The organism is Rhizobium sp. 01T417, from assembly GCF_056398905.1.
This window is the reverse complement of the sequence record NZ_JBFTQH010000006.1, coordinates 190279-216807: the sequence shown is the minus strand read 5'-3', so window position 1 is coordinate 216807 and position 26529 is coordinate 190279. Positions and strand designations below refer to the sequence as shown.

The 26529-nt window shown below is 59.8% G+C and carries 23 protein-coding genes; 11 read left to right on the top strand and 12 right to left on the bottom strand.

What is annotated here, in order from left to right; genetic code table 11:
- Positions 1-48: 48 nt before the first annotated feature.
- From AC1DPR_RS09405 to AC1DPR_RS09370, 8 genes are all read right to left on the bottom strand, one after another.
- Complete coding sequence (locus tag AC1DPR_RS09405) at positions 49-1395, bottom strand: NAD(P)/FAD-dependent oxidoreductase (protein WP_477816207.1); 1347 nt, start codon at positions 1393-1395, stop codon at positions 49-51.
- Positions 1392-2909, bottom strand: coding sequence for an aldehyde dehydrogenase (locus AC1DPR_RS09400; RefSeq protein ID WP_477816206.1), 1518 nt, complete (start codon positions 2907-2909; stop codon positions 1392-1394). The genes AC1DPR_RS09405 and AC1DPR_RS09400 overlap by 4 nt, the downstream gene beginning before the upstream one ends.
- A complete protein-coding gene (locus AC1DPR_RS09395; RefSeq protein ID WP_062368319.1) occupies positions 2902-3816 on the bottom strand; it encodes a dihydrodipicolinate synthase family protein in 915 nt (304 codons plus the stop codon). The genes AC1DPR_RS09400 and AC1DPR_RS09395 overlap by 8 nt, the downstream gene beginning before the upstream one ends.
- Positions 3813-4529, bottom strand: a complete 717-nt coding sequence (locus tag AC1DPR_RS09390; protein ID WP_062368320.1) for a GntR family transcriptional regulator — start codon at positions 4527-4529, stop codon at positions 3813-3815. Before AC1DPR_RS09390 ends, AC1DPR_RS09395 begins: the two co-directional genes overlap by 4 nt.
- Positions 4530-4917: 388 nt before the next feature.
- A complete protein-coding gene (locus tag AC1DPR_RS09385; protein WP_477816205.1) occupies positions 4918-6264 on the bottom strand; it encodes an NAD(P)/FAD-dependent oxidoreductase in 1347 nt (448 codons plus the stop codon).
- Between the two features lies 1 nt (position 6265).
- Positions 6266-7153, bottom strand: a complete 888-nt coding sequence (locus tag AC1DPR_RS09380) for a dihydrodipicolinate synthase family protein (protein ID WP_477816204.1) — start codon at positions 7151-7153, stop codon at positions 6266-6268.
- A gap of 154 nt (positions 7154-7307) precedes the next feature.
- Entirely contained in the window at positions 7308-8015 is a 708-nt protein-coding gene (locus AC1DPR_RS09375) for a GntR family transcriptional regulator (RefSeq protein ID WP_477816203.1), read from the bottom strand.
- Positions 8016-8259: 244 nt separating this feature from the next.
- Positions 8260-9147 (bottom strand): LysR substrate-binding domain-containing protein, encoded by an 888-nt coding sequence (locus AC1DPR_RS09370; protein ID WP_477816202.1) that lies wholly within the window; start codon positions 9145-9147, stop codon positions 8260-8262.
- A gap of 108 nt (positions 9148-9255) precedes the next feature.
- Between AC1DPR_RS09370 and AC1DPR_RS09365 the strand changes: the two genes are divergently transcribed.
- From AC1DPR_RS09365 to AC1DPR_RS09350, 4 genes are read left to right on the top strand one after another with little or no spacing between them, the layout of a single operon-like run.
- Complete coding sequence (locus AC1DPR_RS09365) at positions 9256-10509, top strand: aromatic ring-hydroxylating oxygenase subunit alpha (RefSeq protein ID WP_477816201.1); 1254 nt, start codon at positions 9256-9258, stop codon at positions 10507-10509.
- Positions 10499-11587 carry an FAD-binding oxidoreductase gene (locus AC1DPR_RS09360; protein WP_477816200.1) on the top strand — a complete coding sequence of 363 codons (1089 nt, stop codon included), beginning with the start codon at positions 10499-10501 and terminating at the stop codon, positions 11585-11587. Before AC1DPR_RS09365 ends, AC1DPR_RS09360 begins: the two co-directional genes overlap by 11 nt.
- A gap of 50 nt (positions 11588-11637) precedes the next feature.
- Complete coding sequence (locus tag AC1DPR_RS09355; protein WP_477816199.1) at positions 11638-12912, top strand: M24 family metallopeptidase; 1275 nt, start codon at positions 11638-11640, stop codon at positions 12910-12912.
- Between the two features lie 58 nt (positions 12913-12970).
- Positions 12971-13465 (top strand): DUF1643 domain-containing protein, encoded by a 495-nt coding sequence (locus tag AC1DPR_RS09350; RefSeq protein ID WP_477816198.1) that lies wholly within the window; start codon positions 12971-12973, stop codon positions 13463-13465.
- Positions 13466-13509: 44 nt separating this feature from the next.
- Here AC1DPR_RS09350 and AC1DPR_RS09345 read toward each other — a convergent pair whose 3' ends face one another.
- Genes AC1DPR_RS09345 through AC1DPR_RS09330 form a run of 4 tightly spaced genes read right to left on the bottom strand, consistent with a single transcriptional unit; the run spans position 13510 to position 17964 of the window.
- Positions 13510-14472, bottom strand: a complete 963-nt coding sequence (locus tag AC1DPR_RS09345; RefSeq protein WP_477816197.1) for an electron transfer flavoprotein subunit alpha/FixB family protein — start codon at positions 14470-14472, stop codon at positions 13510-13512.
- 23 nt (positions 14473-14495) lie between these two features.
- Positions 14496-15257: an electron transfer flavoprotein subunit beta/FixA family protein gene (locus AC1DPR_RS09340; protein ID WP_477816196.1), complete on the bottom strand. Its 762-nt coding sequence runs from the start codon at positions 15255-15257 to the stop codon at positions 14496-14498.
- On the bottom strand, positions 15254-15889 hold the full coding sequence (locus AC1DPR_RS09335; protein WP_477816195.1) for a dimethylsulfonioproprionate lyase family protein: 636 nt from the start codon (positions 15887-15889) through the stop codon (positions 15254-15256). The genes AC1DPR_RS09340 and AC1DPR_RS09335 overlap by 4 nt, the downstream gene beginning before the upstream one ends.
- Positions 15890-15927: 38 nt before the next feature.
- Positions 15928-17964, bottom strand: a complete 2037-nt coding sequence (locus AC1DPR_RS09330; RefSeq protein WP_477816194.1) for an oxidoreductase — start codon at positions 17962-17964, stop codon at positions 15928-15930.
- A 144-nt stretch (positions 17965-18108) separates the two neighbouring features.
- Here AC1DPR_RS09330 and AC1DPR_RS09325 point away from each other — a divergent pair, with 144 nt between their 5' ends.
- The 7 genes from AC1DPR_RS09325 (at position 18109) to AC1DPR_RS09295 (ending at position 25951) form a co-directional block, all read left to right on the top strand.
- The gene (locus AC1DPR_RS09325; RefSeq protein WP_018856127.1) at positions 18109-18738 is read left to right on the top strand and encodes a TetR/AcrR family transcriptional regulator; all 630 of its coding nucleotides are present in this window, start codon (positions 18109-18111) and stop codon (positions 18736-18738) included.
- 7 nt (positions 18739-18745) lie between these two features.
- Entirely contained in the window at positions 18746-19540 is a 795-nt protein-coding gene (locus AC1DPR_RS09320) for a pyrroline-5-carboxylate reductase family protein (RefSeq protein WP_477816193.1), read from the top strand.
- Between the two features lie 68 nt (positions 19541-19608).
- Positions 19609-20610, top strand: coding sequence for a glycine betaine ABC transporter substrate-binding protein (locus AC1DPR_RS09315; protein ID WP_112644519.1), 1002 nt, complete (start codon positions 19609-19611; stop codon positions 20608-20610).
- A 99-nt stretch (positions 20611-20709) separates the two neighbouring features.
- Positions 20710-21597 (top strand): ABC transporter permease, encoded by an 888-nt coding sequence (locus AC1DPR_RS09310; RefSeq protein WP_477816192.1) that lies wholly within the window; start codon positions 20710-20712, stop codon positions 21595-21597.
- A complete protein-coding gene (locus AC1DPR_RS09305; RefSeq protein WP_477816191.1) occupies positions 21590-22666 on the top strand; it encodes a quaternary amine ABC transporter ATP-binding protein in 1077 nt (358 codons plus the stop codon). Before AC1DPR_RS09310 ends, AC1DPR_RS09305 begins: the two co-directional genes overlap by 8 nt.
- Positions 22667-22914: 248 nt before the next feature.
- Entirely contained in the window at positions 22915-24900 is a 1986-nt protein-coding gene (locus tag AC1DPR_RS09300) for an oxidoreductase (RefSeq protein WP_477816190.1), read from the top strand.
- Between the two features lies 1 nt (position 24901).
- Positions 24902-25951, top strand: a complete 1050-nt coding sequence (locus AC1DPR_RS09295; RefSeq protein ID WP_477816189.1) for an Ldh family oxidoreductase — start codon at positions 24902-24904, stop codon at positions 25949-25951.
- Positions 25952-26529: the final 578 nt, after the last annotated feature.

Sequence of the window (26529 nt, the reverse complement as noted above, 5' to 3'; positions counted from 1 at the left end):
CATTGAAGACGTGCGGGTAGCTCAGTCTTCACATTGCGCGGCGAGGGATCATCCCTCGCGGCCTGCACGCAATTCCTGCAACCGGATCACAGAATTGATCCCCAGCCATGCCAGCGGCTCGGGCGGCAGTCTCGTGGGCGCCGCATGATCCATGTATTTGTCGAGTTGTTCCGAGCCGGTTCCTGTCGCCAGCTCGGCAGCCAGCACGCCGGCAAGCGTGCTCTTCACTGTCCCGAGGCCATTTTCGCAGCAGGCCGAGAACAACCCGTCGTCGATTTCGCCGAAGGCCGGCACATGATTGCGACTGAGGCAGAGACGTCCGGCCCAACTGTATTGGAACGGCAAATCGGTCAATTTCGGAAAGCGCGCATCCAGCGAACGACGATGAGCGGCCGCGAGCTTGGCCAGCCGCTTGTCGGTGACGGTGATCGTTCTGTCATAGGTGTATCTCGTCCGAAGCACGATCCGCGAAAGGCCGTTCGATGTGATCTTGCGAACCGTCGCCCCCATGGCATCGGCCGGGAGCAAGGCCCACCGGTCTTGTCCGGAAGCTGCGTGCGGAGCATCGTCCGCGGCAAACGGAGCCGTCATCGAGGCGTAGGCAAATATATGGATCAGCCGTCCGCGAAAATGGCCAAAGTCCTCGATATGTCCGTTGACGCCCAGGATGACCTTCGGCGCTGTGACTGTCCCGTTTGTCGATTTGGCGGTCCAGGTTCCTCCCTCACGCCGGAGTTCCGTCACAGGCGAGCGCTCGAAGATCGTCACACGTTGCCCGACCCCGGCCGCAAAGCCGCGGACGTAGTCAGCTGGCTGGATCATGACCGCGCCGGGCGTGTAGAGGCCGCCAAGGTAGTAGTCCGAGCCTGTGAGCTCGCGCATTTGGGATCGATCGAGAAACATGTGCTTTTCGCCGATGCGCCGGAGCGACTCGCCATAGCTGACGTTCAGCCTCATTCCCCTCGCCGTTGCAGCGGCATTGATCTTGCCCGACGGGTCGAATGTTTCCCGGGACATCCCGTATTCGTCCGCAGCACTTTTTGCGAAATCGATCGCAAAGCGGTTTTGCGCCATCTCAAGCGTCGTTGCCGCCTCGCTGGCGCCGGAATATTCGCCCGCCGAGAGGTTGTGCGGAACATCGATCATGTAACCGGAATTTCGGCCTGCCGTGCTCTTTGCCACCTCGCCGGCTTCCATGACGACGATCTTGTCGTGCGGTCGGATTTGCGAAAGTCGTCGCGCCGCAGACAATCCCGCAAACCCCGCGCCGACGATGAGCCAGTCGGCCGTCACGCTGCCTTCGAGCGTCCGCATGGGGGCAATGCGGTTGCTGATCGCCTCCCAGCCAGAGACACCGGATTCAGCAGGAAGCCGTCTGACCACAGTCTTCGTCATCGGATCGTCTCGTCGACCGAGCGATCGGAAACGTCGATCCAGATCGTCTTCAGCTCACAATAATTGTCGTGGGCGAAGATGGACTTGTCGCGACCGCCGAAGCCGGACTCCTTGTAGCCGCCGAACGGCGTCGTCGCATCCCCCTCTCCAAAGCAGTTGACTGTCACAACGCCTGCGCGGATTTCGCGTGAGAGCTTGATCGCGTTCTTGAGACTTCCGGTATAGATCGAAGCCGTCAGACCATAATTCGTATCGTTGGCGAGGGCGATCGCCTCGGCGATGGAATTGAAGGTCGTGACCGAGAGAACCGGCCCGAAAATCTCCTCCTTGAAAAGCCGGCTGGACGGGGTAACCCCTTCGACCACCGTTGGCTCGACGAAGATGCCGTCGCGCGTCTTGCCGCCGTGCGCGACAGAAAGCTTTTCCTTCTTCGCATCGTCGAGGAAGGAAGCGACCTTTTCGAAATGAGCCTTGTTGACGAGGGCACCGATGCGGTTTTCCGGGTCGAGTGGGTCGCCGGTCTTCCACTCACGCATGTAAGCGCCGATCCGGTTGAGAAGCTCGTCCTTGACGCTTTCATGCACGATCAGCCGCGATGTGGCCGAGCAATTCTCGCCCATGTTCCAGAAGGCGCCATTGACGACCTGCTCGGCGACAAGGTCGAAATCTTCAGCGTCGTTGAGAACGACTGCCGGATTCTTCCCGCCGCATTCAAGCACCACGCGCTTCAGATTAGAGTCCGCCGCATAGCGCAGGAAGCGACGTCCCGTCGGCGTCGAACCCGTAAAGGCGATCATATCGACGTCCATGTGCATGCCGAGCGGCTCGCCGACATCCTTGCCGCTTCCGGTGACGACGTTGAAGACGCCGGCAGGGATGCCCGCCTCATGAGCAAGCTCGGCGATGCGAAGCGTCGTCAGCGTCGTGTCCTCAGCGGGTTTGACGACGACGGAGCATCCCGCAGCGAGAGCGGGGCCGATCTTCCATGCAAGCATAAGGAGGGGAAAGTTCCAGGGCAGAACGCAGCCGACGACGCCGACAGGCTCGCGCACGATCATTGTCAGCGCATTCGATCCGACGGGCGCCGTGTTGTCGTAGAGCTTGTCCACCAGCTCGGCGTGCCAGCGCAGCGTATGAATGGTATCGGGCACGTCGACTGTCTGGCACTCGCGGATCGGCTTGCCGCTATCGAGGCTTTCCATCACGGCAAGCTCGTGACGATTGCGCTCAATCAGTTTGGCAAGCTGCAAGAGCACGCCTTTGCGCTCGGATGGCGAGCGCAGCCGCCAGCGGCCATCATCGAACGCCTCCCTCGCCTTGAGTACGGCATAATCGACGTCCATGCTGTCACAGGCTGCAACTATGGCAAGGGTCTCGCCGGTCGCGGGATTGGTGGACTTGAAAGTCTTGCCAGAGCGTGCCGGACGGAATGCGCCGTCAATGAACGCGTTCGTCGGAAACTGTATGTCGGCTGCGATCGCCCTGTATTCGGTGGCGGTCAATGGTTCATGCATGACAATTGGCTCCCGACGTGATCTGGCCGACCGTGCGCTTCAAGGTGGCAACGACGGTCTGGAGTGTTCGCTTTTCTTCCGAATTGAGCGGGCGAAGCGGCGCGCGCACCGAACCGGCCCCAAGGCCGATGATCTCGCAGCCGTGCTTGATCGACTGGACGAACTTGCCGCATTCGAGGAAGTCCATCAGCGGCAACATCGCGGCCATGATGGCGCGGCCCTTGTCGAAATTCCTCTCGACCACACAGGCCTCATAGAGAGCGACATGCTCTTTCGGCAGGAAATTCGATCCCGCGCAAACCCAGCTTCTTGCGCCCCATGCGAAGAACTCCAGCGCCTGATCGTCCCAGCCACAGGAAAGCGCGATATGCGGGAACTTCCTGGCGAGCAGATGCAGGTTGCTCATGTCGCCGGAACTTTCCTTGATGGCGACGACATTCCTCGACTTGCCGACGCGCGAGAAATACTCCTCGCCCATCACCACACCCATGCGAGCCGGGTAGTTGTAGAGCATGATCGGCAGATTGGCCGCACGGTCGATGGTGAGCGCGTGAACCGCATTTTCCCGCTCGGTCGGGAGCGCATAGGGAGGCGTGGAAACGAGGATCGCATCGGCGCCGATTTCCTTGGCGGCCTTCGCGTATTCGACCGAATCCTCAGTCCTGGTCGCGCCCGTTCCGATGATGAGCGGCAAGCGGTTTGCGATGACGTCCTTCGCATGGGACGCCAGGTCGAAGCGCTCCTGGCTTGTCTGGGCGTAGTACTCGCCGGTCGATCCGCCGACGATAATCCCATGAACCCCGGCCTCGATCAGAGACTCCAGCACCGCCGCGAAAGCCTTCCGGTCAATCTGTCCGCTTGCATCGAGCGGCGTGATGGCCGGGGTATAGATCCCCTCGAACTTCACTGTGACTTCTCCAATGTTTTGGCGGCGGGACTGCCGATCAGGACGTCCGCCTTGAGCCCCTGCGGCGCGATGAACATCTCCATGTTCTCGCGGGACAATTCCCAGTGCTCGAAGACGAGATCGACGACGGCATCTTCGTCGTGCGCCGAAAGCGCTTCGATGAATGCATCATGGTGTTCGACCGCCAGCTGAAGCCTGCGCTTCATGTCTTCGTTCTTCGGTCGGAAGAAGGTGTGGCCAATTCGGGCGTGGTCGATGAGCAGACGGCCGAGGCTTGGCTGCAAGTATACGTTTGCCGACATCTCACCGAAGATCTCGTGGAAACGATTGTTCTCGAGGACCATGTCCAGCGCATCGCCGTTCGCGCTCGCCTTGCGGAAGCGATCCTGCGTCCGCTTCAAGTCTGCCAGCTGCTGTGACTTGAAGTTCTGCACTGCCAGACGCCCGATGGCCGCATAGATCATCGGCGCAACCAGGAAGAAGTTTCTGAGCGTGGCGTGGTTCATCGGAATGACGCGCGCGCCGCGGTTCTCCCGGATATCGACATAGCCCTCGCCTGCCAGCCGCCGGAAGATGTCACGCACCGGCGTCCGGGAAAGGCCATAGCGTTCGCTCAGGCTGGCTTCGTCGAGATCGGCGTCTGGATCGAGCTCCATCGTCAGGATCTGACGTTTCAAGTCCTCGTACAGGTTGCTCTTCACGGTCTTCGCCATGCGTCACTCCACGCCGTTGGTTGGGCTATGGCTAAAACATGGCACGCATCTAATATGCTGTCAATAAATTGTGTACTTTGAGTACACAATAAAAGTTCCATGGAAATACAATTTAAAAAGAGCGTGTCTATATGTATTTGATATACCTTCGTATTTTTCTATTTCATCACTCGCAAGAACGGGAGCGAGATGTCCAATATTGGCCTTGGAACGGCGGGGAGAGGCACAGATCAACGATGCCGACCGGCTGGGACTCTCGTCGTCCAAGAGCGAATGATCGAGGGCCACAAGCGGTGTTGCGCACCCAGCTCCAGCGCGGCTTTCTCCGACGAGGCCGATGGCTTAGCGCTTTAGAGTACTAAGAAAACCCTTAGGACGGACCCGGCGATCACTCTGCCCCGGCACGCCATTCGCGATATGCAAGATGGAGCTTAGCGCCGATCGTTGTGAGCGGCTGCGGCGGCAGTGCCGTCGGCGCGGCCAGTCTGGCGTAGACCCGGCCAAGTTCGGACTCGTGACCCAGAGCGAGTTCGGCGGCAGCAATTCCCGATGCCGTCGAGTTCGAGGCCCCAAGGCCATTGCAGCCGCATGCGGCAAACACGTTGCGCGCGATTTCGCCAAAGGCCGGGACATGATTGCGTGTCAGAGCCATGGCGCCCGCCCAGCGATACTGCATTCCCACACCATGTAGGCTGGGGAAGCGCTGAACAAACTTCCCGTCATGCAGGTACCCGGCCCGCACTATCGCGGCGTCATTCACCTTGATGCCCGGATTGTAGCTGTAACGCGAGCGGATCAGGATCCGGTCACCGCCTGTCGTGTTGATACGGCGAACGGTGGTTCCCATCGGCAGAGCTGGCGTTGCCGCCCATTTCCGTTCTCCGCCAAGGCGAGAGGGATCGAACTCTTCGGTAAGCGAGGCGTATGTGAAGACATGCAAAAGCTGCCCCCGGAAGAAGCCGAAGCTTTCCGCGTGACCGTTGTTTGCCAGAATGATCTTTTCCGCCTGTACCGAGCCCTGCGGCGTCTTGATGAGCCAGCCGTTCCCGAAACGCTCGAACGAAAGCGCCGGCGTCTGCTCGTAAAGTCTGATCGGCTCGTTCAAGCCGTCGGCAACAGCGCGAATATAGGCGGCCGGTTGAACAATAACCGTACCGGGCATAAAGAGACCGGACGTGTAGGCGGACGATCCGGTCACGGCCGCAATGTCGCCGGCACTCAGCAATCGGTGATCCTCGCCCATCTTGGAAAGACGCGCTGCGTAATCCGTGAGGTGCTTGTCGCCTTCGGGACTGATCGCAACACTATATCGCCCGCACGGGTCGAAAATGTCGCTGCCCCAGCCATATTCGACGGCCATTTCCGTGGCCAAGGCAATCGCCGAGCGCTGTATCAGGACGGACTGGCTGAACCTGTCCTCGGATTCTCCATTGAAATCGTCGGCAGAAACCTCGTGCGGAAGGTCGATGATGAAGCCCGAATTCGCACCTGCGGGCCCCTCACCGACGATCCCTGCTTCCAGGATCGCAACACGCACGGCGGGGTCGAGGCGCGAAATCCGCCGGGCCGCGGAAAGGCCGGCAAAGCCGGCGCCGATTATCGCGACATCAGCGGTAGACGAACCATGCAGCGCTGGATGCGGCCTTCGCGACGGGAGCGTCGCCACCCAGCCTGAAACACCCGCGCGCTTCGGAAGCCTGGATGCGACGAAGACCTCGTTGGAAGTGCGCGGCACGTCAAATCGCCTCCCGCTCGATGAGCGTTTCGATCGACTGTCGCAGCGCCGGAATGCGATCGGAAGAAAGCGCGCGCAGGGGCTTTCTCGGAGACCCCGCACCGTAGCCGGCCAGATGCGCGGCAGCATAGACCGTTTGAACGTAGTCGCCCTTCGAAAGAAGGGCCATCATCGGCTCGAGCAGCTTCCAGAGCTCACGGGTCTCAGCCCAGTTCCCCCTGGCGGCGGCATCGACGATCGCGAGGCATGTTCTGGGCGCAAAGTTCGCGCCTCCCCAGATCAGACCGTGGCAGCCGGCATAAAGCGCGTAGGGAACGAGATTGTCGGCGCCATTCATGACGAACTTGCCGGTGCGAATGAGTTCCGCCTGCTTGCCGAGATCGCCACCGCTATCCTTGACGGCGCAAAAGCCGGGAATTTCGCTTAACTTGAGCAATAGCTCCGGCGTGATCGCGACACCGACAGCCTGCGGAACGTTGTAACCGATCACCGGAAGGCCAACCCCGGCAACCTCGGCGTAGAAGTCGACGATGCCCTCGTCGTCGGTCGGCCCTTCGAAGAACGGCGGAAGAACCATCACGCCTTCGGCGCCGGCATCGCGGGCGCGCGCTGTGCGCTCCACGGCCTCTTCAACGAGAAGCGCAGAGGTTTGGGCGATGATCTTGGCCCGACCATTCACGATCCGCGCCCCACGTCTGATCAGCCCCTCGGATTCCTCCTTGGAAAGATAGACGTGCATGCCTGTTCCCGAACTGAGGAGGAAGCTGCGAACGCCAGCCGCCAGATATCGCTCAATGTTGCGCTCCAGACTGATGTAGTCGATCCGCCCCGCGTCGTCGAAAGGCGTGGTAATCGCGAGATTGAGGCCTGGAAACTGGAACTCAGACATTCGTTTGATCCTCCTGAGGTAACCTGTCGGAAGCTCGTGCAAGATTGCCGTGAGCAGCCGCATTGTTCGGCCGCGCGAACATCGAATGTCGCGCGCCGCATGATCAGAATCTTATCCCCCGGCAAGCGCGCCGATGAGGTCGCGATGTCGGCCTCTAGAGCGTCGGCGCCTCGATACCCTCCGGGGTGGCATACATCGCCATGTTTCTGCGAGAGAGTTCGAGATGCAGGCGCGCAAGCTCACCCGCAGCGTCGACGTCGCGCCGTTCGACGGCTTCGATCATTTCCTCGTGCTGCCTGGAAGCAAGTTCGAGCTCCTCCTGCATACGCGGCGTATTTGGATGCGTGTAGAAGATCTTCCCGATCCGGGCGTGGTCGATCTGAAGCCTGCGGAGGCTCGGAACGAGATAGACGTTGTGAGCCATTTCGCCGAGCTGGCGATGAAACTGATCGTTGTAGAACACGCGACCGTCCACATCGTTGGCATCGATCGCCTTCTGGAAGGATTGCTGGATCTGCCTGAGAGCGTCGAGTTCCGCCCGGGTCCGGTTCTCGGCGGCAAGCTTGTTTGCCGTGATGTAGATCATCGGCGCCAGAAGAAAGAAATCCCGCAGGGATTGGTAGCTCATCGAGCTGACCCGCGCAGCCCGGTTGGCCTCCAACTCGATGTAGCCTTCGCCGGCCATCTGGCGCATCAGTTCTCGCACCGGCGGGCGCGACAGGCCGAACTCCTCGCTGAGCGCCACCTCGTCCAGGACCGCGCCCGGAGCAAGCTCCATGGTCAGGATCCGTTGTCGCAGCGCAAGACCGAGGCTGGCCTTGCGGTCGATGTTCGGAGGGTCGGTGATCATGCCGTCAATCATTGGATCTCCTTTTGGAAGACATTATGTAGACATATGATAGACAGTCAAGCCGCACGTCAAATTTCCTCTTCCTGGATCTGCTCAAGGAAGCTCGGACGCTAGATATCAACGACAGTTTCGGGATGGCTTCAAACGTGCTCTCAGGTGCCCGGCCGGCGCGCTTGGCTGCGCAAGAAATGGCTGGGAGTCAGATTTCTTGCACGACTGGAGCCAATGGCCATTGTCGCTCAGGACAGCAGCACAATCACTTGTGAAGCGCAGCGGTAAGCCACGACGAGGCCCGGTCGATCGCCACCGTCCTTCTGGATTTCAATGGCAGCAGGACATTGTACCGGCCTTCCGGGGACAGTCTCGTCTCATCGAGCGCCACCAAGGTGCCGTCATCGAGGAATGTCTGAACAAGGGTGCCCCAGCCAAGCGCAACCCCCTGACCAGCGCGCGCAGCGAAGATCGTCTCCGTGTAGTGACTGAAGCGCAGAGACGGCTTCACCTCGAAGTGCACGCCAAGTTCGGCGAGCCATTGGCCCCACGACAGCCAGGATCGGTCTTCAGCATCGGTCTCGATGAACTCGTCAGTCGCGGCCAATGGGCCGTCGCCACGCCGGTCGAGGTAGTCCGGCGAGCAGACGAGCATTATGACGTCGCCGCGCGAGGCGATCACCGTTGCGTCGTTGAAGGGTGGCAGCCCGAAACGGATGGCAAGATCGACGGCACCGCTGTCCAGATCGATTTTCGCATCCTGGGAGATGACGCGGATCTGAATGCCCGGATTCTGAGCGCGAAAATCGGCGAGCCGCGGAAGCAGCCAGAAAGACGAGAAGGCCACTGTCGCGCCGATGGTGACGACATCCTGGGCCGCCCCCTTGATGGCCTCGATCGCATCGGAAATGTTCGAGAAGCTCTGCGCGAGCGACGCACCCAGCACGAGGCAGGCGGCAGTCGGCTCGATCGCGCGGTGCTTGCGCACGAACATCGGCTGCCCAAGCTCTTCTTCCAGCAGCGCGATTTGCCTGCTGACGGCCGCCTGGGTAACCCCGAGCTCGCCTGCCGCAAGGGTAAAACTCTTTCGGCGAAGGACCGCTTCCAGCATGATCAGCGCCGTCATCGACGGCAAGCGCCTGCGAAACTGCATTTCACGCCCCGTCACATTACCATTCATTATGCGAACGTGAGAATTAATGCCGTTGAAGAGCCTTGAGAGCAAGAGCAGTCTGCATGAAGGCAAGCATAAGGGGCTCTCATGCTAAACAAACTTCCCTCTTCCATCTCCGCCCTTCTCGACGCTCGCACGAACGGGCACTCGCTGCCCGCCGGCCTCTATACGCGTGAAGACGTCTTCGAAGCGGACATCGACGTTTTCTTCCACAAACACTGGATCTGCATCGGTCTCGACTGCGACGTCCCGGAAGCTGGCGACGCCACTGTCATAGACATCGGCAAGACGAGCCTCATCCTTCTGCGAGATGACGACGGCGACATTCGGGTGCTGCACAACGTCTGTCGCCACCGCGGCTCGCGCCTGTTGGACGCAGGAAAGACGATCGTTTCAAAGCTGGTCTGCCCCTATCACACCTGGACCTACGAGCTTACGGGAGAGCTCAGCTATGCTCCCCACATGGGCAGGGACTTCGACAAGGACTGTCACGGACTGAAGCCTGTGACCTTCAAGTCGATCGGCGGGCTCATCTATGTCTGCCTTTCCGACACCCCACCGGAGGACATCGACGTCCTCGAACGCACGATGGTCGAGCGCCTTGCTCCCTACGATATCCGCAATGCGAGGGTTGCGCATCAGACTGACGTGATCGAGGAGGGCAACTGGAAGCTGACGATGGAGAACAATCGTGAGTGCTACCACTGTTCGGCAAACCATCCCGAGCTCTGCGTGTCCTTCGTCGACCTCGACTTCGGCTTCGACCCGGAAACCTTGAACCCTGAGGATCGCGCGCAGGCTGAAGAGCATTTCCGGCTGTATGAGGAGCGGACGAGGGCATGGGAGGCGGATGGCTTCCCATCTGCCGCCGTCGAGCAACTCTCCGACTGCGCCACGAATTTCCGCACGCAAAGGCTGATCATCGCAGGCGCAGGCGAGTCCCAGACCCATGACGCCACCGCCGCGTCATCGAAGCTGCTCGGCCAGATGACGCGGAAGGACCTGGGGGACACCCATCTCTGGGGTCACAACTCCTGGAACCACTTCATGGGCGATCATGCTGTGATCGCCATCGTGATCCCGCTGTCCGCTGGCAAGACGCTCGTGCGGACGAAGTGGCTGGTGCACAAGGATGCAGTCGAGGGCGTCGATTACGATCATGACAAGCTCACTGACGTCTGGATTGCAACAACCGACCAGGACGCTGACCTGGTGGCGCGCTCCCATGCCGGCGCGCTCGATCCTGCTTATCTGCCGGGCCCCTACTCGCAATTCTCGGAGACGAACCTCGACAAGTTCGCAAGCTGGTATATCGATCGGATGCGCGCAAATGGATATTGATTTCGCACAGAAGCAGGACGGCTCAGTCTCGCGCGATACATGGGATCCCGAGCACGACGACACATTGGTGTGCCTGGACGTCCATCAGGAAACCCACGACGTCAAGAGCTTCACCTTTGCGTCGCCGCAAGGCAAGCGCTTCAGCTTCGATGGCGGGCAATACTTCCTCTTCGACTTCCCGATTGGCGATGACGCCGAGGCCCGCTGCTACAGCATCTCCTCGTCACCGCACCGCTCCAACGCTTTCACCGTGACGGTGAAGCGCGTCGTGAACGGAAGAATATCGAACTGGCTTCATGACAACATGCAAAGCGGGATGACCGTGAAGGCTCAGGGCCCGCTCGGCTATTTCGTCTGCCCGCGCGTTGCCGCGCCGAAGCTTCTGCTTCTTTCCGGCGGCTCCGGCATTACGCCCGTGATGTCCATTCTGCGCGGTCTGGCGGATCGCTGCGAGCCTGCCGACATCGTCTTTCTTCATGCCGCCCGCTCGCCGGTCGACCTGATCTTTCGCAATGAGTTGAGCTGTCTTGCGGCACGAATGAAGGGTCTTCGCCTGCAGTTTCTACCCGAAAGCGTCGATGGAGAGCCATCCTGGCCGGGGCTGACGGGGCGCATCTCGCCCGAATTCCTGAAGCTCGCCGTGCCGGATATCGTGGAAAGAACCGTAATGTGCTGCGGTCCAGCACCTTTCATGGCCGCGGCACGCTCGATCACCGCACAACTCGGCGTGCCTCAGGGGAGCTACATCGAAGAGAGCTTCGATGCCGCCATGATCGAGGAACCGGCGGCCATCGGCGAGGCCACGATGCCAAGCAAGGTTTTCCAGGTCGAGTTCGCCAAACAATCGAAAAAGATAGAGGTCGCAGACGAGCAAACGGTGCTTTCCTGCGCCAAGAAATCGGGCGTGCGGCTGCCGTCATCCTGCTCCAACGGCGTCTGTGGTACCTGCAAGTCGAAGCTGGTTTCCGGCGCGGTGGATATGAACCACAATGGCGGCATAAGGCAAAGAGAGATCGACGCCGGATTATTCCTGCCTTGCTGCTCCAAGCCTCTCAGCGACTTGGTGATTGACCGCTAGGGCCGGCACAGGCCGGCACACTATCCTTCGACAACAATTAGGGATCGACCATGCTGCTTAGCGACAGCATTTCCGACGACGGCTCCTCGGTATTCAAGGACGAACGCAAGCAGGCCTATCTCAATCCGGCAGGAGCCGACAGGCCGCTCATCAGTCCGATCCCCCTACAGACGCTCGATACCGCGCGGCGATATCGTCTGAACCGCCTTCGATCGAAAATGCGGGAATGGGATTGTTCGGCGCTACTCTTATACGATCCCGTCAACATCCGTTATGCGTTCGATTCATCGAACATGAGCATCTGGACGATGCATAACCCCTCCCGATATGCGCTCATTCTGACTGATGGCCCCGCAATCATGTTCGAATTCGAGGGCGCGGAGCACGTCAATGACGGACTTCCCGGTATCGATGAAATCCGGACGTCGAAATCCTTCCTGTTCTTCACGTCAGGCAATCTGGTCGAGCAAAGGATGCAGGACTGGGCCGACGAGATCGCAGATATCCTGACGTCCGGCGGTCGCAACAAGAGGCTCGCGGTCGACAGGCTGGAACCAGCGCCGGCATCCGAGCTTCGAAAGCGCGGCTTTCAGTTGCTCGACGGCCAGGAACTGGCCGAACGAGCGCGCTCGATCAAAAGCCCCGAAGAAATCGAACTGATGCGCTGGACGATCCGGGTGTGTGAAGCCGGCATGGCGCGCATGTACGAGATGTCCCAGCCCGGACGAACCGAGCGGGAAATCTGGGCGGAGCTACACTTTGAAAACGCCCGAAGCGGCGGCGAGTGGCTCGAGACGAAGCTGTTGACCGCCGGCCCACGGACCAATCCCTGGTACCAGGAGTGTTCCGACTACGTGACAAAGCGCGGCGAGATGATCTCTTTCGATACCGACATGATCGGACCATACGGATATTGCGCCGACCTCTCGCGCTCATGGACCTGCGGCCATGTGGCAATGAATGACAGGCAAAGGGAGCTTTATTCCGCAGCACTGGACCAGATCGAGCACAACCTGTCGATCATTCGTCCCGGCATGACATTCGTCGAATTCAACGAAAAGAGCTGGCGAATTCCTGAAAAGTACCAGCCTTATCGCTATACTCTGGCAGTGCATGGGACAGGAATGGCCGACGAATGGCCCGGCATCCTGCTGCACCCCGATTTCGACCCGAACTTCGGCGGTTTCATTGAAGAGAACATGGTTCTCAACGTCGAAAGTCTGATCGCGGAGGCAGGTTCGGAGAGCATAAAGCTGGAAACTCAAGTGCTTGTCACATCCCGTGGGGTGGAGCGGCTGGACTCTTTCCCCTGGGAGGACGTCTGAAGCAGTGGGTGCGCCCAGTCTGGCAACGCATCGGGATTGGCAGATGACGGAAAGGCGAATGAGCGACTTCACCAGCTCGTCTGCACTGTTTTCAGAATGTGGCTGCTACCGATACCGGCTGGAGCGGCAGTGGGACCCTCGGAAGGAAGCCGTTGGCTTCCTGATGCTCAATCCGTCCACCGCCGACGCCCACAGCGTCGATCCGACGCTTCGCAGATGTATCGCCTTTGCAAGATCATGGGGTTTCGGTGGTCTTGTTATCGGAAATCTCTTTGCTCTCAGATCGCCCAAGCCAAGACTGATCTACGAATGCGCAGACCCCGTTGGGCCGGAAAACGATCGCTACTTGCGCAAAATGCCCGAAAGCTGCGAGCGCATCGTCTGCGGTTGGGGAAGGCATGGCGCCTACCTTGATCGAGCCTCCGGCGTTTGTCGAATGCTTGCAACATCGAAGCTCTACGCGCTTGAGGTCACGGCGGGCGGGTACCCGTCCCACCCGCTCTATATTTCCGCCGCAGCTGAGCCAAAGCCATTCCAAATCCTAAACCGGTGATTTTCCCCAGCCGCACCCGATCGACAAGTCGCATTAACGCTGGGTTAGACGGACTGTCCCAGTTCCGGCAGGACGTCGAAGAGATCGGCGACGAGGCCGTAGTCGGCGACCTGGAAGATCGGGGCTTCCTCGTCCTTGTTGATGGCGACGATGACCTTCGAATCCTTCATGCCGGCAAGGTGCTGGATGGCACCTGATATGCCGCAGGCAATGTAGAGATCAGGGGCGACGACCTTGCCGGTCTGGCCGACCTGCCAGTCGTTCGGGGCATAGCCGGCATCGACGGCAGCGCGCGAGGCGCCGACGGCAGCACCGAGCCTGTCGGCGACCGGCAGGATGACTTCCCTGAACTTCTCGGCCGAGCCGAGGGCACGACCACCGGAGATGATGATCTTCGCAGACGTCAGTTCCGGACGATCGGAGGCCGACAGTGCGTCCCTGACGAAGGTCGACAATGGCGATGAAGAAAGAGCTGCCGTCGAGATTTCCTCGACGGCAGCAGTTAGGCCTTGGGGAACGGCCTGGGAGAACGAGGCGGTGCGCACGGTGATGACTCGTCTGGCGTCGGTCGCCTGCACCGTCTGGATGGCGTTGCCGGCATAGATCGGCCGCTTGAAGGTGTCAGCCGAAACCACCTCGATGATCTCGGAGACCTGCGCGACATCGAGCAGGGCTGCAACGCGCGGCATGACGTTCTTGCCGGTCGAGGTGGCGGCGGCGATGATCGTGTCATAGGCACCGGAAAGCTCGACGATCAGGGCGGCCAGCGGCTCGGCCAGATTGTTGGCAAGGCTTGCGTCCTCGGCAACCAGCACCTTGGAGACGCCCGACAGCTTGGCAGCCTGTTCGGCCGCAGCCTTGGCGCCGGCGCCGGCGACAAGCACGGTGACGTCGCTTCCCTGTTCCTTTCTCTGTTCCTTGGCGATCTGTGTCGCCGCCGTCAGCGCCTTGGCGGTCTGGTCGGAAAGGTGGTTGCCGTCGTGATCAGCCAGAAGAAGAATGGCCATGGATATATCTCCCTTTCTCGAACCTAGAGGACGCCAGCTTCGACTTTAAGCTTCTCGACCAGCTCGGCGACCGACTTGACCTTGACGCCCGCCTTGCGGCCGGACGGCTCCTCGGTCTTCAGCACCTTCAGACGCGGCGCGGTGGAGACGCCGAAGTCGGCAGGGCTCTTCTTGTCGAGCGGCTTCTTCTTCGCCTTCATGATGTTCGGCAGCGAGGCGTAGCGCGGCTCGTTCAAGCGCAGATCTGATGTGACCACGGCCGGCAGCTTGACCTCGATCGTCTGCAGGCCGCCATCGACCTCGCGCGTCACCTGGGCCTTGCCCCCAGGGCCAGCAACTTCGATCTCGATCTTCGAGGCGAAGGTCGCCTGCGCCGTGCCGAGCAGCGCCGCCAGCATCTGGCCGGTCTGGTTGCTGTCGTCATCGATCGCCTGCTTGCCTGTTATAATCAGGCCCGGCTGTTCGGCGTCGACGACGCCCTTGAGGATCTTGGCCACAGTGAGCGGCTCGACGGCATCGTCAGTCTCCACCAGGATGGCGCGGTCGGCACCCATGGCGAGTGCTGTGCGCAGCGTCTCTTCGGCCTTGGCCGGACCGATCGAGACGACGATCACCTCCTCGGCCTTGCCGGCTTCCTTCAGCCGCAGCGCCTCCTCGACCGAGATCTCGTCGAACGGGTTCATCGACATCTTCACATTCGCGAGTTCGACGCCCGTGCCATCCGGCTTCACGCGGATCTTCACGTTGTAATCAACCACCCGCTTGACGGGGACGAGAATTTTCATGGCAGCACCTGTCCGTTAGAGTTTGGCGTCGAACCAGCGCCTTGTTCGGGCAGGAGCACCCAGAACGCAAACAGCGGCTGATCCGTCGATCGCATGGCATGCCTTATCCCTGGCGGGTTGTAGAAGGATCCGCCGATACCGGGTGAGAACCAGCCAGAGTCCCCATGCCGGAACTCTCCCTCGGACATCACCAGATAGATTTCTTCGGGGGCATGGTCGTGATCGGGATATCGCACATTCGGCGCCATCAATGTGGCACCAAACCAGACGTCGTTGCGCTCCTCCAAGCCTCCCGGCCCGACGATCATCGCGTTCGCATGCCCGTCCTGAAAGTTTTCGCTTGCGGTGCCGGACATGTCCTGACGATGCCGCCAGATAAGGAGGGGTTCAACTGCCTGGAAGCGAGCGAGGAGTTCCCCAAGCACCGGCGAACCGACGTCGACCGAAATCTTCGACAAGAACTGGCACACCGGTAGCTGTCGCCCGTTTTCCGACAGCTGTCCGCCTGACGTCTGAAGCACCGAAAATGCCTGACCGAGCGAACGTCGGGCTTCCGGATCCCTGGCATATTCATCGAATGCCACATCGGCGGCGTCGATTAGAAGCTGTAGCTGTTCGGCCCGTTGTGCCACTGACAAACCTCCGTCTGCTAGGATGCGTCTTTCGTGGTCTAGAGATCCTTCGCGATGCGCAGGCCATCGTAGATGGCCGCATGGGTATTCCGCGCGGCGACCGCATCGCCGATGCGGAAGAGCTGGAACGTTCCCTCCACATTGCGGACGACGGACTGCCGCTCGCCTGACAGGAGTTGGTCGTACGAGGTCTCGCCGAGATTGCTCGACAGAGGCTTGAGGTCGAAATAGAGGTCGTCGAGCGGGATCGTGCCATGGTTGACGACAATCTGGTCGACGACGCGCTGTTTCGATACGCCGCCGTAATCACTTCCGACGCTGGCAACGATCTGGTTCCCGTTCCTTTCGGCGGCCTCGAGGCGGAATGTAACCGTGAATGTCACATCCAGCTTCTGAAGAGATCGCATGTAGGGAACAAGGTTCATGGCCATGACCTCGGGCGCGAAGGAACGATCGGGCGTCATGATCTCGACCTTTGCTCCGGCCTTGGCCAGAAATTCGGCGGCCTGCAGGCCCGCGTGGTCTCCGGCATCGTCGAAGACGAGAACGTTCGAACCCGGCTTCACGTCTCCTGAGATGATATCCCAGGACGACACGACAAGATCGTTGCCCTTGGTCAGAACCTCGGTGTGAGGAAGGCCGCCTGTCGCGATGATGACGACGTCTGGCTTCTCCGCGGTGATCGTGTCTTCTTCGGCCCATGTATTGAAATGGAAGACGACGCCGTGTTTTTCGCACTGGGCCATTCGCCAGTCGATGATGCTGATCATTTCTCGGCGACGTTCGCTCTGGGCGGTCAGCCGGATCTGTCCGCCCGGATTGCTTGCCGCCTCGAATACGATCACCTCGTGACCACGCTCGGCGGCGACGCGGGCGGCTTCGAGGCCGGCCGGGCCAGCCCCGACCACGACAACTTTCCTGCGGACTTCGGCCTTTGGGACGATGTGGGGCATCGTCTCCTCTCGCCCGGTGGCGGCGTTGTGAATGCAAAACGCCATGCCGCCCTGATAGATGCGGTCAAGACAGTAATTGGCGCCGACGCACGGCCGAATGTCCTCTTCCCGTTTCTCAATGATCTTGCGGACGATGTGAGGATCGGTCATGTGCGCACGCGTCATGCCGACCATGTCGACCTTCCCGGCCGCAATTGCGTGACGAGCCGTGGCGACATCGGGGATCTTGGCGGCATGGAAGGTTGGGAAGTTGGTCGCCGCCCTGATTTCCCCGGCAAAGTCGAGGTGGGGCGAATTGGCCATTCCCTGGATCGGAATGACATCCGTCAGCCCCGGATCCGTGTCGATATGGCCACGAATGACGTTCAGGTAGTCGATAAGGCCGCTGTCACGAAGCCTGCGGGAGATTTCAATGCCCTCTTCCTTGCCGTTGCCGCCAGGAAGGCGTTCGTCAGCGGTGTAGCGGACACCAAGGATGAAGTCGTTGCCGACTCTCTCGCGCATCGCCTTGAAGACATCGAGACAGAAGCGCATGCGGTTTTCGAGCGATCCGCCGTAAGGGCCCTCAAGTTCGTTGGTCAATGGCGAAGCGAACTGGTCGATCAGATGGCCGTAGGCCTCGAGTTCAACGCCGTCCATCCCGCCGGCTTTCATGCGTTCGGCGGCGTCGGCAAAGTCCTTGATGATGCGCTCGATATCCCAATCTTCCAGCTTCTTCGGAAATGCTCGATGGGCAGCTTCGCGGTGGTGAGATGGAGCAACGACGGGAAGCCAGTCGCCCTTGTCCCAGCGCGTTCGCCTGCCGAGGTGCGTGAGCTGGATCATGATCGCAGCGCCCTCTTCGTGGACGGCGTCCGTCATCTCCCTGACCCAGGGTACGATCTCGTCCTTGTACGCCAGGAGATTGTTGAAGACCGGTGGACTGTCCTTGGACACGGCTGCGGATCCGGCAGTCATTGTCATGGCAACGCCGCCTTTGGCCCGCTCGACCGTATAGGCCCGGTAGCGCTCCTTGGGCATGCCATCCTCGGGATAGGCCGGCTCATGGGATGTCACGATGATGCGGTTGCGTAGCGTCAGATGCTTGAGTTGATACGGCTGCAGCAGGGGATCGTTCGACATCTGTCATGCTCCGAATTAGGAAGTGGTCCGAACGCTAGGCGGAATGTACACATGTGTCAACGACGAAAACACGACAGTCAAATTTTATGGACAGTCATGTACATTTTGATTGTGCGGAGCTTAACGATTTGCTAGGAATTGAACATGGACCAGAATTTGAGCGACAGTGGCTGGCGTGGATCGCAGGAGGGATGGCTCGAGGCAGCCTATGACTCCCTGCTGGAGTCCGGGATAGACTCCGTGAAGATCCTGCCCCTGGCAAAAAAGCTCAACCTGTCGCGCACCAGCTTCTATTGGTTCTTCAAGGATCGCGAAGAGCTTCTGGACGGGTTGGTCTCGCGCTGGCGGGAGAAGAATACAGGTTCGATCGTCAAGCAGTCGGAAGCCTATGCGGAGACCCTGGCGGAAGCGATGCTGAACGTCTTCGACTGCTGGCTGGACAGCCGGCTGTTCGACAGCAAGTTCGAGTTTGCCGTGCGAAGCTGGGCGCTACAGTCGGAGGAGATCCTTCAGGAGGTTCAAGAGGCCGATCGAACGCGGATGGACGCGCTTGCCAGCATGTTCAAACGCTTTGGCCATCCAGAAATCGGCGCGGATGTTCGCGCACGGACAACCTACCTCGTTCAGATCGGCTATATATCAATGCAGTCGAACGAAAGTATCAGCGTCCGCATGAAGCGCATCCCCGAATATATCGCAATCTACACGGGTGAAACTCCGCAGCAGCGAGAGCTTGACCGGTTCTTTGCGAGACATAGCTACAAGCCAGGCTAGGGATGAGATGAGCGGAAAAGCAAGGATCGGGATCATTGGTGGCGCAGGTTGGCTTGGCGGTTCCATCGCAGAGGCGATCCTTCGCACAGGCCTCGCCGATCCTGACGATCTGACGCTCTCCTATCGCCGCTCTCGGCCAGACCGCTTCCCGGCCTCACACTGGACAACGGACAATCAGCTCCTTGCGGACCGTTCGGATGTGGTGATCTTGTCTGTGCGCCCGGAAGACTGGGGTTCGGTGCCTGTAAAGCTGGAGCGGAAGCTCCTGATCTCGGTCATGGCCGGTATCCGCGTCTCGGCGCTGATCGAAAGGCATGCGGCCGAAAGAGTTGTCAGAGCCCTCCCCAACGCTGCCGCCGAAGTCTCCTGTTCCTACACGCCCTGGATGGCATCGGCCGGTGTCGATACCGATGATCGCAGTCTGGTGCGAAAGATCTTTGGCGCCTGTGGTGTCGAAGACGAAGTGGGCAGCGAAACGCACATCGATTACCTGACGGGCATGTCTGGCACCGGCCCCGCCTTTCCCGCGCTCCTTGCCGCGGCAATGATGAAGCACGCGATCGGTCAAGGTTTGCCTGCGGAGATTGCCCGGCGAGCTGTCCTGACGATGCTGACGGGAACCGGACGCCTGCTGGAACGACAGCAGGACGACCCGGCCGAGATCGTCAATCGCTTTCTCGAATATCGCGGCGTGACTGCGGCGGGCATTCAAGAGATGCGCGCTTCGGGATTCGACGATGCTGTTTCCAATGGATTGGCCGCAGCCTTCAAGAAATCGGTGAGTATGGGAGACGCTTCCTAACGACCGTTGCAGCGGGTTTTCGCGGCGTCCCGCTCAAGAATACATGCCGCTAAAAAAAGGGAACGATAATGACCAAGTTATTGGCTTCTACGTGCATGGTATTTGGGCTGCTGGGAGTGGCCTCATACGCAAATGCAGCAGAGTGTGGCAGCGTCACAATCGCCAGCATGAACTGGCAGAGTGCCGAAGTCCTGTCGAACCTGGATAAGATCATCCTGAACGAGGGATATGGTTGCCAGGCGGAAATCACTGTGGGTGATACCGTTCCAACGATCACGTCGATGGCGGAGAAGGGCGAACCCGACATCGCTCCCGAAGCCTGGGTGGACCTTCTACCTGAGGTCGTGAAGAAGGGCACAGATGAGGGACGTATCATCAAGGTCGGTTCGCCACTTCCCGATGGAGGCATCCAGGGTTGGTGGATCCCCAAATATCTGGCGGACGCCCATCCTGACGTAAAAACGATTCCTGACATGCTCAAGCACCCGGAATTGTTCCCGGACGCGGAAGACGCCTCGAAGGGAGCAATTTACAACGGACCGCAGGGCTGGGGCGGCACGGTGGTCACGTCGCAGCTCTTCAAGGCGTTCGATGCTGAAAAGGCGGGCTTCAAGCTCGTGGATACTGGTTCCGGAGCGGGCCTCGATGGCTCGATCGCAAAGGCATACGAGCGCAAGCAGGGTTGGGTCGGCTACTACTGGGCCCCGACGGCTTTGCTTGGCAAGTATGAAATGGTGAAGCTCGAAGCCGGCGTCCCAGCCGACGCTGCCGAGTGGAAACGCTGCAATACCGTTGCTGACTGTGCCGATCCGAAGCCGAACGCATGGCCGGTCGATACAATCGTCACGCTCGTTGCAAAGCCATTCTCCGAAAAGGCCGGGCCCGATGTGATGGCCTACCTGGAGAAGCGCTCGTGGAGCAATGACACCGTCAACAAGCTGATGGCATGGATGACCGACAATCAGGCGAGCGGCGAGGACGGCGCCAAGCACTTCCTGAAGGAAAACAAAGACATCTGGGCAAAGTGGGTGTCGGAAGACGCAGCAAAGAAAATCGAAGCCTCGCTTTGATTGTTGAATGGGCGGCGCGTTTTGACACGCGCCGCCACTTCAGAAGCCGGAAAACAACCAGAAGACTTGTCACGGCTCTTTCAGAGAAAGGGGAACCGAATGGAATGGTTTTACAAATTTCCGCACATGAATGACGACAGTCTTCGCGACCTCAAGAAGATGATTGACGACGGATTTCGCGCCTTCACGAGGGCATACGGCGATGCAATCGAGAGCTTCTTTTCTCCGTTGCAACACTTCCTGATCGCCGTCGACCGCTTCATGACCCAAACGCCGTGGCCGATCATAACGCTGATGGTCCTCGTTGTTGCGTGGCTCGGAAGCCGCAGCTTGAAGATCGTGCTCGGCTGTCTCGTGACGTTGCTGCTCATCGGCTACTTCGACATGTGGGAAGACACGATGCGGACAGTGTCGATGATCTTCGTCTGCACGGTCTTGTCCATCGCGCTCGGCTTGCCCATCGGGATCGTGATGGCGCGATCCGACCGGTTCCAGCGCGTCGTCCATCCGATCCTCGACGTGATGCAGACCATGCCGAGTTTCGTCTATCTCATCCCCGTCGTCATGCTGCTCGGGATTGGCCGTGTTCCCGGTCTCATCGCCGTCGTGATCTATGCAATTCCGCCGATGATCCGGTTGACCGACCTCGGCATTCGACTGGTCGACAAGGACGTGCTTGAGGCAGCTGACGCCTTCGGGGTTTCAAATTCCCAGAAGCTTTTCAAGGTGCAGATGCCGCTTGCCCTGCCAACCATCATGGCCGGGATCAACCAGACCATCATGATGGCGCTGGCAATGGTCGTGATAGCCTCGATGATCGGCGTCCAGGGACTTGGACAACCGGTCCTGAAGGCGATCGCCAATCAGTACTTCACGCTGGGCATTTTCAACGGCCTTGCCATTGTCGGCATTGCTATCATCTTCGATCGGGTCAGCCAGGCATATGGCAAGCGGCTCCAGAAGCATCGGGAGATCGTTCATGGGTGATCACGATTTCGGCGGCATCAAGATCCGCCATCTCTTCAAGATCTTCGGTCCGAACGCGAGATCGTACATCGAGGCGGTCCAGAACGGACTGACGAAGGCCGAGTTGAACCGGAAGCACGGTCACGTACTTGGGCTTCGCGATATCAATATCGAAATGCCGTCGGGCTCCATCCAGGTCATCATGGGCCTGTCCGGCTCGGGGAAGTCGACGCTCATTCGTCACATCAACCGACTGATCGATCCGACCGCTGGCGAAGTGCTTGTCGACGGCGTGGACGTGGTCAAGATGGATGAGACCGAGCTCCGCACATTCCGCCGGCATCAGACGGCGATGGTGTTTCAGAAGTTCGCCCTCCTGCCGCATCGCAACGTTCTCGACAACACGCTATTTGGCTTGGAAGTCCAGGGTATGGAGCGTTCGAAGGCAGTCGACGTGGCGATGCGATGGCTGGAGCGCGTCGGATTGAAGGGCTTCGAGGAGAAATACCCGAACCAGCTTTCGGGAGGCATGCAGCAGCGCGTCGGCCTGGCGCGCGCCCTTTCGAATGACGCACCCGTTCTCTTGATGGACGAGGCCTATTCCGCGCTCGATCCGCTGATCCGCACGGATATGCAGACGGTGCTGCTCGACATTCAGCGGGAGATCAAGAAGACCATCGTCTTCATCACGCATGATCTCGACGAGGCGCTGAGACTGGGAGACCAGATCGCCATCCTGCGCGATGGCGAAATCATCCAGCAAGGCAGCAGTCAGGACATCGTGTTGCGACCGGCAGACGAATACGTCGCCAACTTCGTCAAGGAGGTCAACCGCGGCCGCGTGGTTCAGGTCAGCGCCATCATGAGTCCGATGCGACCCGGAGCTGCCGTCAGCGGTGTCACCGTCGATGCTACGACGACGGTCGAGGAGGCCGTTCGCCTGCTTGCGTCGGTTCCGGATGGCGATGTGACTGTCATCGGCCAAGGATCTCGTCCCGTCGGGATGGTCACCTTCCGCCAGCTTGCGACCGCGATGGTCAACTCGGATACGGTCCAACCGCGCGAGGATGCCATTGCGCTCGCGCAGTAAGGCTCCCGCGAAGAGGTCCGGCCCTGATGTCCGCTGAGCGCGTGCGCGGAATTCATCGCGAGTTCCGTGCCCACACGTCCCCAAGGGATAATCGTTCGGCCCGTCAGGCCCCTCAAAGCAAGTTCAGTCCAGACAAAGACGCGTGGCGACTCCCTCCGCCAGGTGTCAATGGATCCTGCCCAAGGCCACGGCGTCGACAAGACCGTCACAGCCAGAAACCTAGCAACGACCTATATCCGGGAGCGACCATGCCCGAAAAGTTCCCCCGCCTCTTCAGTCCGCTTCAGATTCGCGGGCACACGCTCCGCAATCGCATCGTGTTTGGCGCTCACACCGCGAACATGGCTGTCGACGGGTTGCCGACGGAGCGCCACGTCGCCTACTACGCCGAGCGTGCTATCGGCGGCGCCGGGATAATTGTCGTCGAACCGATGCCGGTCCATGCTGCCGCGGTTCTGACGCAAAGAAACTTCCGTCATTGCGACGATACCGTGATTCCGCACTTTGCCAGGCTTGTTCGCGCCATCAAGGAGAATGGAGCCGTCGCAATCCAGCAGCTCTACCACGTCGGGGCGCATGGCGACTCCGACAACTCCTTCCATCCCCATTGGTCGCCGTCCGGTCTGCCGAGCTACCACGATAGTGACGGCTCGCATCCAATGACGGAAGCCGAGATTTGGGAGACCATCGACGGGTTTGTCCAGGCGGCGCGCCGATGTCGCGAGGCCGGCTTCGACGGTGTCGAAGTATGGGCAGCCTATCTGGGGATGGTCGACCAATTCTGGACGCCTTGGAGCAATCGACGCGAAGACCAGTGGGGAGGCTCGCTCGAAAACCGCACGCGCATGTCTCGCGAGATTCTCTTTCGGATCAGAGAGACATGCGGACCAGATTTCATCATAGGCCTCGCAGTGAGCGACGAGCCGGATGTGAAGGCCGCGCTGCAGCGAGACGAGCTCGCGGAGATCGTGAAGCTTCACGACGAGCTCGGCCTGATGGACTATGTCACATGCGGGTCTGGCGGATACCTCGACTTCTACAAGCTCATGCCGACATTCATCTATCCTGAAAAGCTCGGCGCCGATCTTGCCGCCTGCCTCAAGAAGGTCGTGAGAAATTCCGCCGTCATTGCCGAAAGCCATATCCGAACACCTGAAAATGCGGAGACAGTTCTTGGCGAAGGCGCGTGCGACCTTGTGTCGATCGTTCGTGGACAGATCGCCGACCCTCACCTGGCGCGCAAGGCCGGTGAAGGCCGCCCCGAAGACATCCGCGGCTGCATATCCTGCAACCAGATGTGCTGGGGGCGCCGTTCCCGGGACTACTGGATAAGCTGTCTGATCAATCCTTCGGCGGGACGAGAATTCGAATGGAAAGGCGATCGCTTCACCAAGACATCCAATCCAAAACGCGTATTTGTCGTCGGTGGCGGCCCGGCGGGGCTCGAAGCGGCAAGGGTAGCGGCCGAACGCGGCCACAGGGTCGTCCTCTCGGAAGCCGGAACGCGTCTCGGTGGCAATTTTCTCCTCGCCGGCCTGCAGCCGAGGCGTGCCCAGATCCTTGATCTGCTTGCCTGGTATGAACGCCAACTGGAAAAGCTCGGCGTTGACGTCAGACTGAATAGCTATGTGGAAGCAGATGACATCGACCCGTCGAAGGTGGACGTCGTGATCGTCGCGACCGGCTCCTATTCTCCGGAAACCGGGTTCCAGAAGGCCTTGCCGACGATTGCGGCGATGCCCGGGCTAGACAAGGGCGGCGTGTTCACCGTCGAGGCAGTCATGGCAAGGCAGGCAAGGCCAGGCAAGCACGTCCTTCTCCTGGACGAGGGCGGCGGCTGGCGCGGTTGCGGGACGGCCTGGAAGCTGGCGGAGGACGGCCATCAGGTCACGATCGTCACACCCGACCCGTTCGTCGGAAAGGAGCTTCAAAGAACGGCTGCCGATCTTCCGATGCGGCAGGCTTTGAAAAAGCTTGGCGTGCAGTGGATCACGGAGGTCAGCATCGCTGAATGGCACGGAAACGGTGCAACGGTTCTGGATCACAACACTGGTGAGCGCAACTTTGTAGAGGCGGACAGCCTGGTCACAGCAACGACAAATCATCCGATGGACTGGCTGATGCCAGGCCTGCTCGAACTGGGTGTTCCCGCGCGACAGATCGGCGATTGCGCGGCACCGCGGCAAGCTCCTTACGCCTTCTACGAAGGCAGAAAAGCGGGATTGGAGATCTGACATGTCCGAGGAGATCTTGCTCAAAAGGAAGGACGTCGAGGAACTTGCAATGAAGGCGTGCCTGGCCTCGGGCGCGGCTCGCGCGAGCGCACGCTCCCTCGTGGACGCCACGCTTTCGGCGGCAAGCTTCGGTCCCCCTACCCTCGGGTTTCCGCACTTCGTGGATTATCTCGATGGATTTCGCGAGGGACGAATAAATCGCGAGCCCAAGCCGCGATTGGACCGCGCCTTCCCCGCATTTCTCGTTTCCGATGCAGATCGCGGCATCGCTCAGCTCGGCTTCGATCTCGCTTTTAAAGATCTGCTCGGCGCGGTTCGCAGCTTTGGAGTTGCCGTCTTCACGCAAACCAACAGCTACACCACCGGCGAACTCGGATACTACGTCCGCAGACTTTGCAATGAGGGTGTGATTGGACTGGCGGCAACCAACGCAAATGCCATGATGGTCGCGCAAGCCGGCGGACCTGTCGTCTACAGCACAAATCCGATGGCATTCGGATTTCCGCTCGGCGAGCACACGCCGCCCATGATCATTGATCAGGCGTCGAGCGCCACCGCCTTCGTCAACATAGTCAGAGCGGCCGAAGAGAAAGAGCCAATCCCGAAGGGTTGGGCAGTCGACGCAGGCGGCAACGCGACTGAGGATGCGGAAGAGGCGTTGACGGGAGCTCTGTTGCCCTTCGGCGGCCGCAAAGGAGCCAATGTAGCGCTGCTGGTGGAGATGCTGTCTGCTGGCCTTTCCGGTGGCCCCTGGTCTCTGGACACGCCGGATTTCAGGTCGGGGACCACGTCGCCCGCGGTGGGGCTCAGCGTGATTGCAATCATGCCCGGTCCGGGAGCTGACGGACGGATCGAGCGGGCGCTTCGCCAAGTAGAGCGCCTGCAAGAAAAAAGCGTGTTCGTGCCTGGCGTTACGGGAGTTAATTCTACTCACACATCAGGAGAATTCTCCATCCCCCGAAGCGTATATGAAAAGATCGCCACCATCGCAAAGCCAGCCTTAGACGGGGAGCCCTCCAACCGCAAACATTGCGACGGCTATCCAAAATAGCAGGCACACTTCTGTCGCAACCAAGAAGCCCATTGCACGATCGCTCATCATCCCCTCCTCGACCGCGCTGCGTTGAAGCGCTCACTCGGCTAAGATATGCCTTTGTCGCCAGGCGATATCGCGCTTACGCAGCAACTCGATAGACCGCTTTCGAAGAGTGGAAATGTTGATGTCTACGCACTCACTCCCAACCACCCTTCGAACTCCTCACACAATTCAAGAGGCCCGACCTTTTTGGCACGGTTGAATGCCCCTGCTGTATGCCGAGCTTCGATCGATCTCACTCCCTCAACCGAAGCCTGCTAGAAAGCTAGAATCCAGCATGGCGGCGCACCACCAACCAGCGCGCGAATTTCGACATTGCCACACTGTTTTCGTTAAGGCGTTGCTAAATTACAGCAAGATGCCATTGCCGTTCCGGCAATGTGAAATGTTTCTTCCTTCGAGCCATGCCTTGACCGGCTGCGTGCCGGCCAAGTGATTGCGCATTCTAGGCGGATCCGACACCAGACGATCGGCATTGTCTTCGACCTAGTCATGCAGATATATATGACGATAGGAAAAATATCGGAGATTGG

Bases quoted from the DNA above. Each gene is read 5' to 3' on its own strand.
- AC1DPR_RS09380 (WP_477816204.1), bottom strand. From the start codon at position 7,153: ATGTCTGAGTTCCAGTTTCCAGGCCTCAATCTCGCGATTACCACGCCT.
- AC1DPR_RS09345 (WP_477816197.1), bottom strand. From the start codon at position 14,472: ATGGCCATTCTTCTTCTGGCTGATCACGACGGCAACCACCTTTCCGAC.
- AC1DPR_RS09405 (WP_477816207.1), bottom strand. From the start codon at position 1,395: ATGACGAAGACTGTGGTCAGACGGCTTCCTGCTGAATCCGGTGTCTCT.
- AC1DPR_RS09400 (WP_477816206.1), bottom strand. From the start codon at position 2,909: ATGCATGAACCATTGACCGCCACCGAATACAGGGCGATCGCAGCCGAC.
- AC1DPR_RS09390 (WP_062368320.1), bottom strand. From the start codon at position 4,529: ATGGCGAAGACCGTGAAGAGCAACCTGTACGAGGACTTGAAACGTCAG.
- AC1DPR_RS09350 (WP_477816198.1), top strand. From the start codon at position 12,971: ATGAGCGACTTCACCAGCTCGTCTGCACTGTTTTCAGAATGTGGCTGC.
- AC1DPR_RS09300 (WP_477816190.1), top strand. From the start codon at position 22,915: ATGCCCGAAAAGTTCCCCCGCCTCTTCAGTCCGCTTCAGATTCGCGGG.
- AC1DPR_RS09355 (WP_477816199.1), top strand. From the start codon at position 11,638: ATGCTGCTTAGCGACAGCATTTCCGACGACGGCTCCTCGGTATTCAAG.
- AC1DPR_RS09295 (WP_477816189.1), top strand. From the start codon at position 24,902: ATGTCCGAGGAGATCTTGCTCAAAAGGAAGGACGTCGAGGAACTTGCA.
- AC1DPR_RS09325 (WP_018856127.1), top strand. From the start codon at position 18,109: ATGGACCAGAATTTGAGCGACAGTGGCTGGCGTGGATCGCAGGAGGGA.
- AC1DPR_RS09375 (WP_477816203.1), bottom strand. From the start codon at position 8,015: ATGATTGACGGCATGATCACCGACCCTCCGAACATCGACCGCAAGGCC.
- AC1DPR_RS09330 (WP_477816194.1), bottom strand. From the start codon at position 17,964: ATGTCGAACGATCCCCTGCTGCAGCCGTATCAACTCAAGCATCTGACG.
- AC1DPR_RS09315 (WP_112644519.1), top strand. From the start codon at position 19,609: ATGACCAAGTTATTGGCTTCTACGTGCATGGTATTTGGGCTGCTGGGA.
- AC1DPR_RS09370 (WP_477816202.1), bottom strand. From the start codon at position 9,147: ATGCAGTTTCGCAGGCGCTTGCCGTCGATGACGGCGCTGATCATGCTG.
- AC1DPR_RS09340 (WP_477816196.1), bottom strand. From the start codon at position 15,257: ATGAAAATTCTCGTCCCCGTCAAGCGGGTGGTTGATTACAACGTGAAG.
- AC1DPR_RS09320 (WP_477816193.1), top strand. From the start codon at position 18,746: ATGAGCGGAAAAGCAAGGATCGGGATCATTGGTGGCGCAGGTTGGCTT.
- AC1DPR_RS09360 (WP_477816200.1), top strand. From the start codon at position 10,499: ATGGATATTGATTTCGCACAGAAGCAGGACGGCTCAGTCTCGCGCGAT.
- AC1DPR_RS09365 (WP_477816201.1), top strand. From the start codon at position 9,256: ATGCTAAACAAACTTCCCTCTTCCATCTCCGCCCTTCTCGACGCTCGC.
- AC1DPR_RS09310 (WP_477816192.1), top strand. From the start codon at position 20,710: ATGGAATGGTTTTACAAATTTCCGCACATGAATGACGACAGTCTTCGC.
- AC1DPR_RS09305 (WP_477816191.1), top strand. From the start codon at position 21,590: ATGGGTGATCACGATTTCGGCGGCATCAAGATCCGCCATCTCTTCAAG.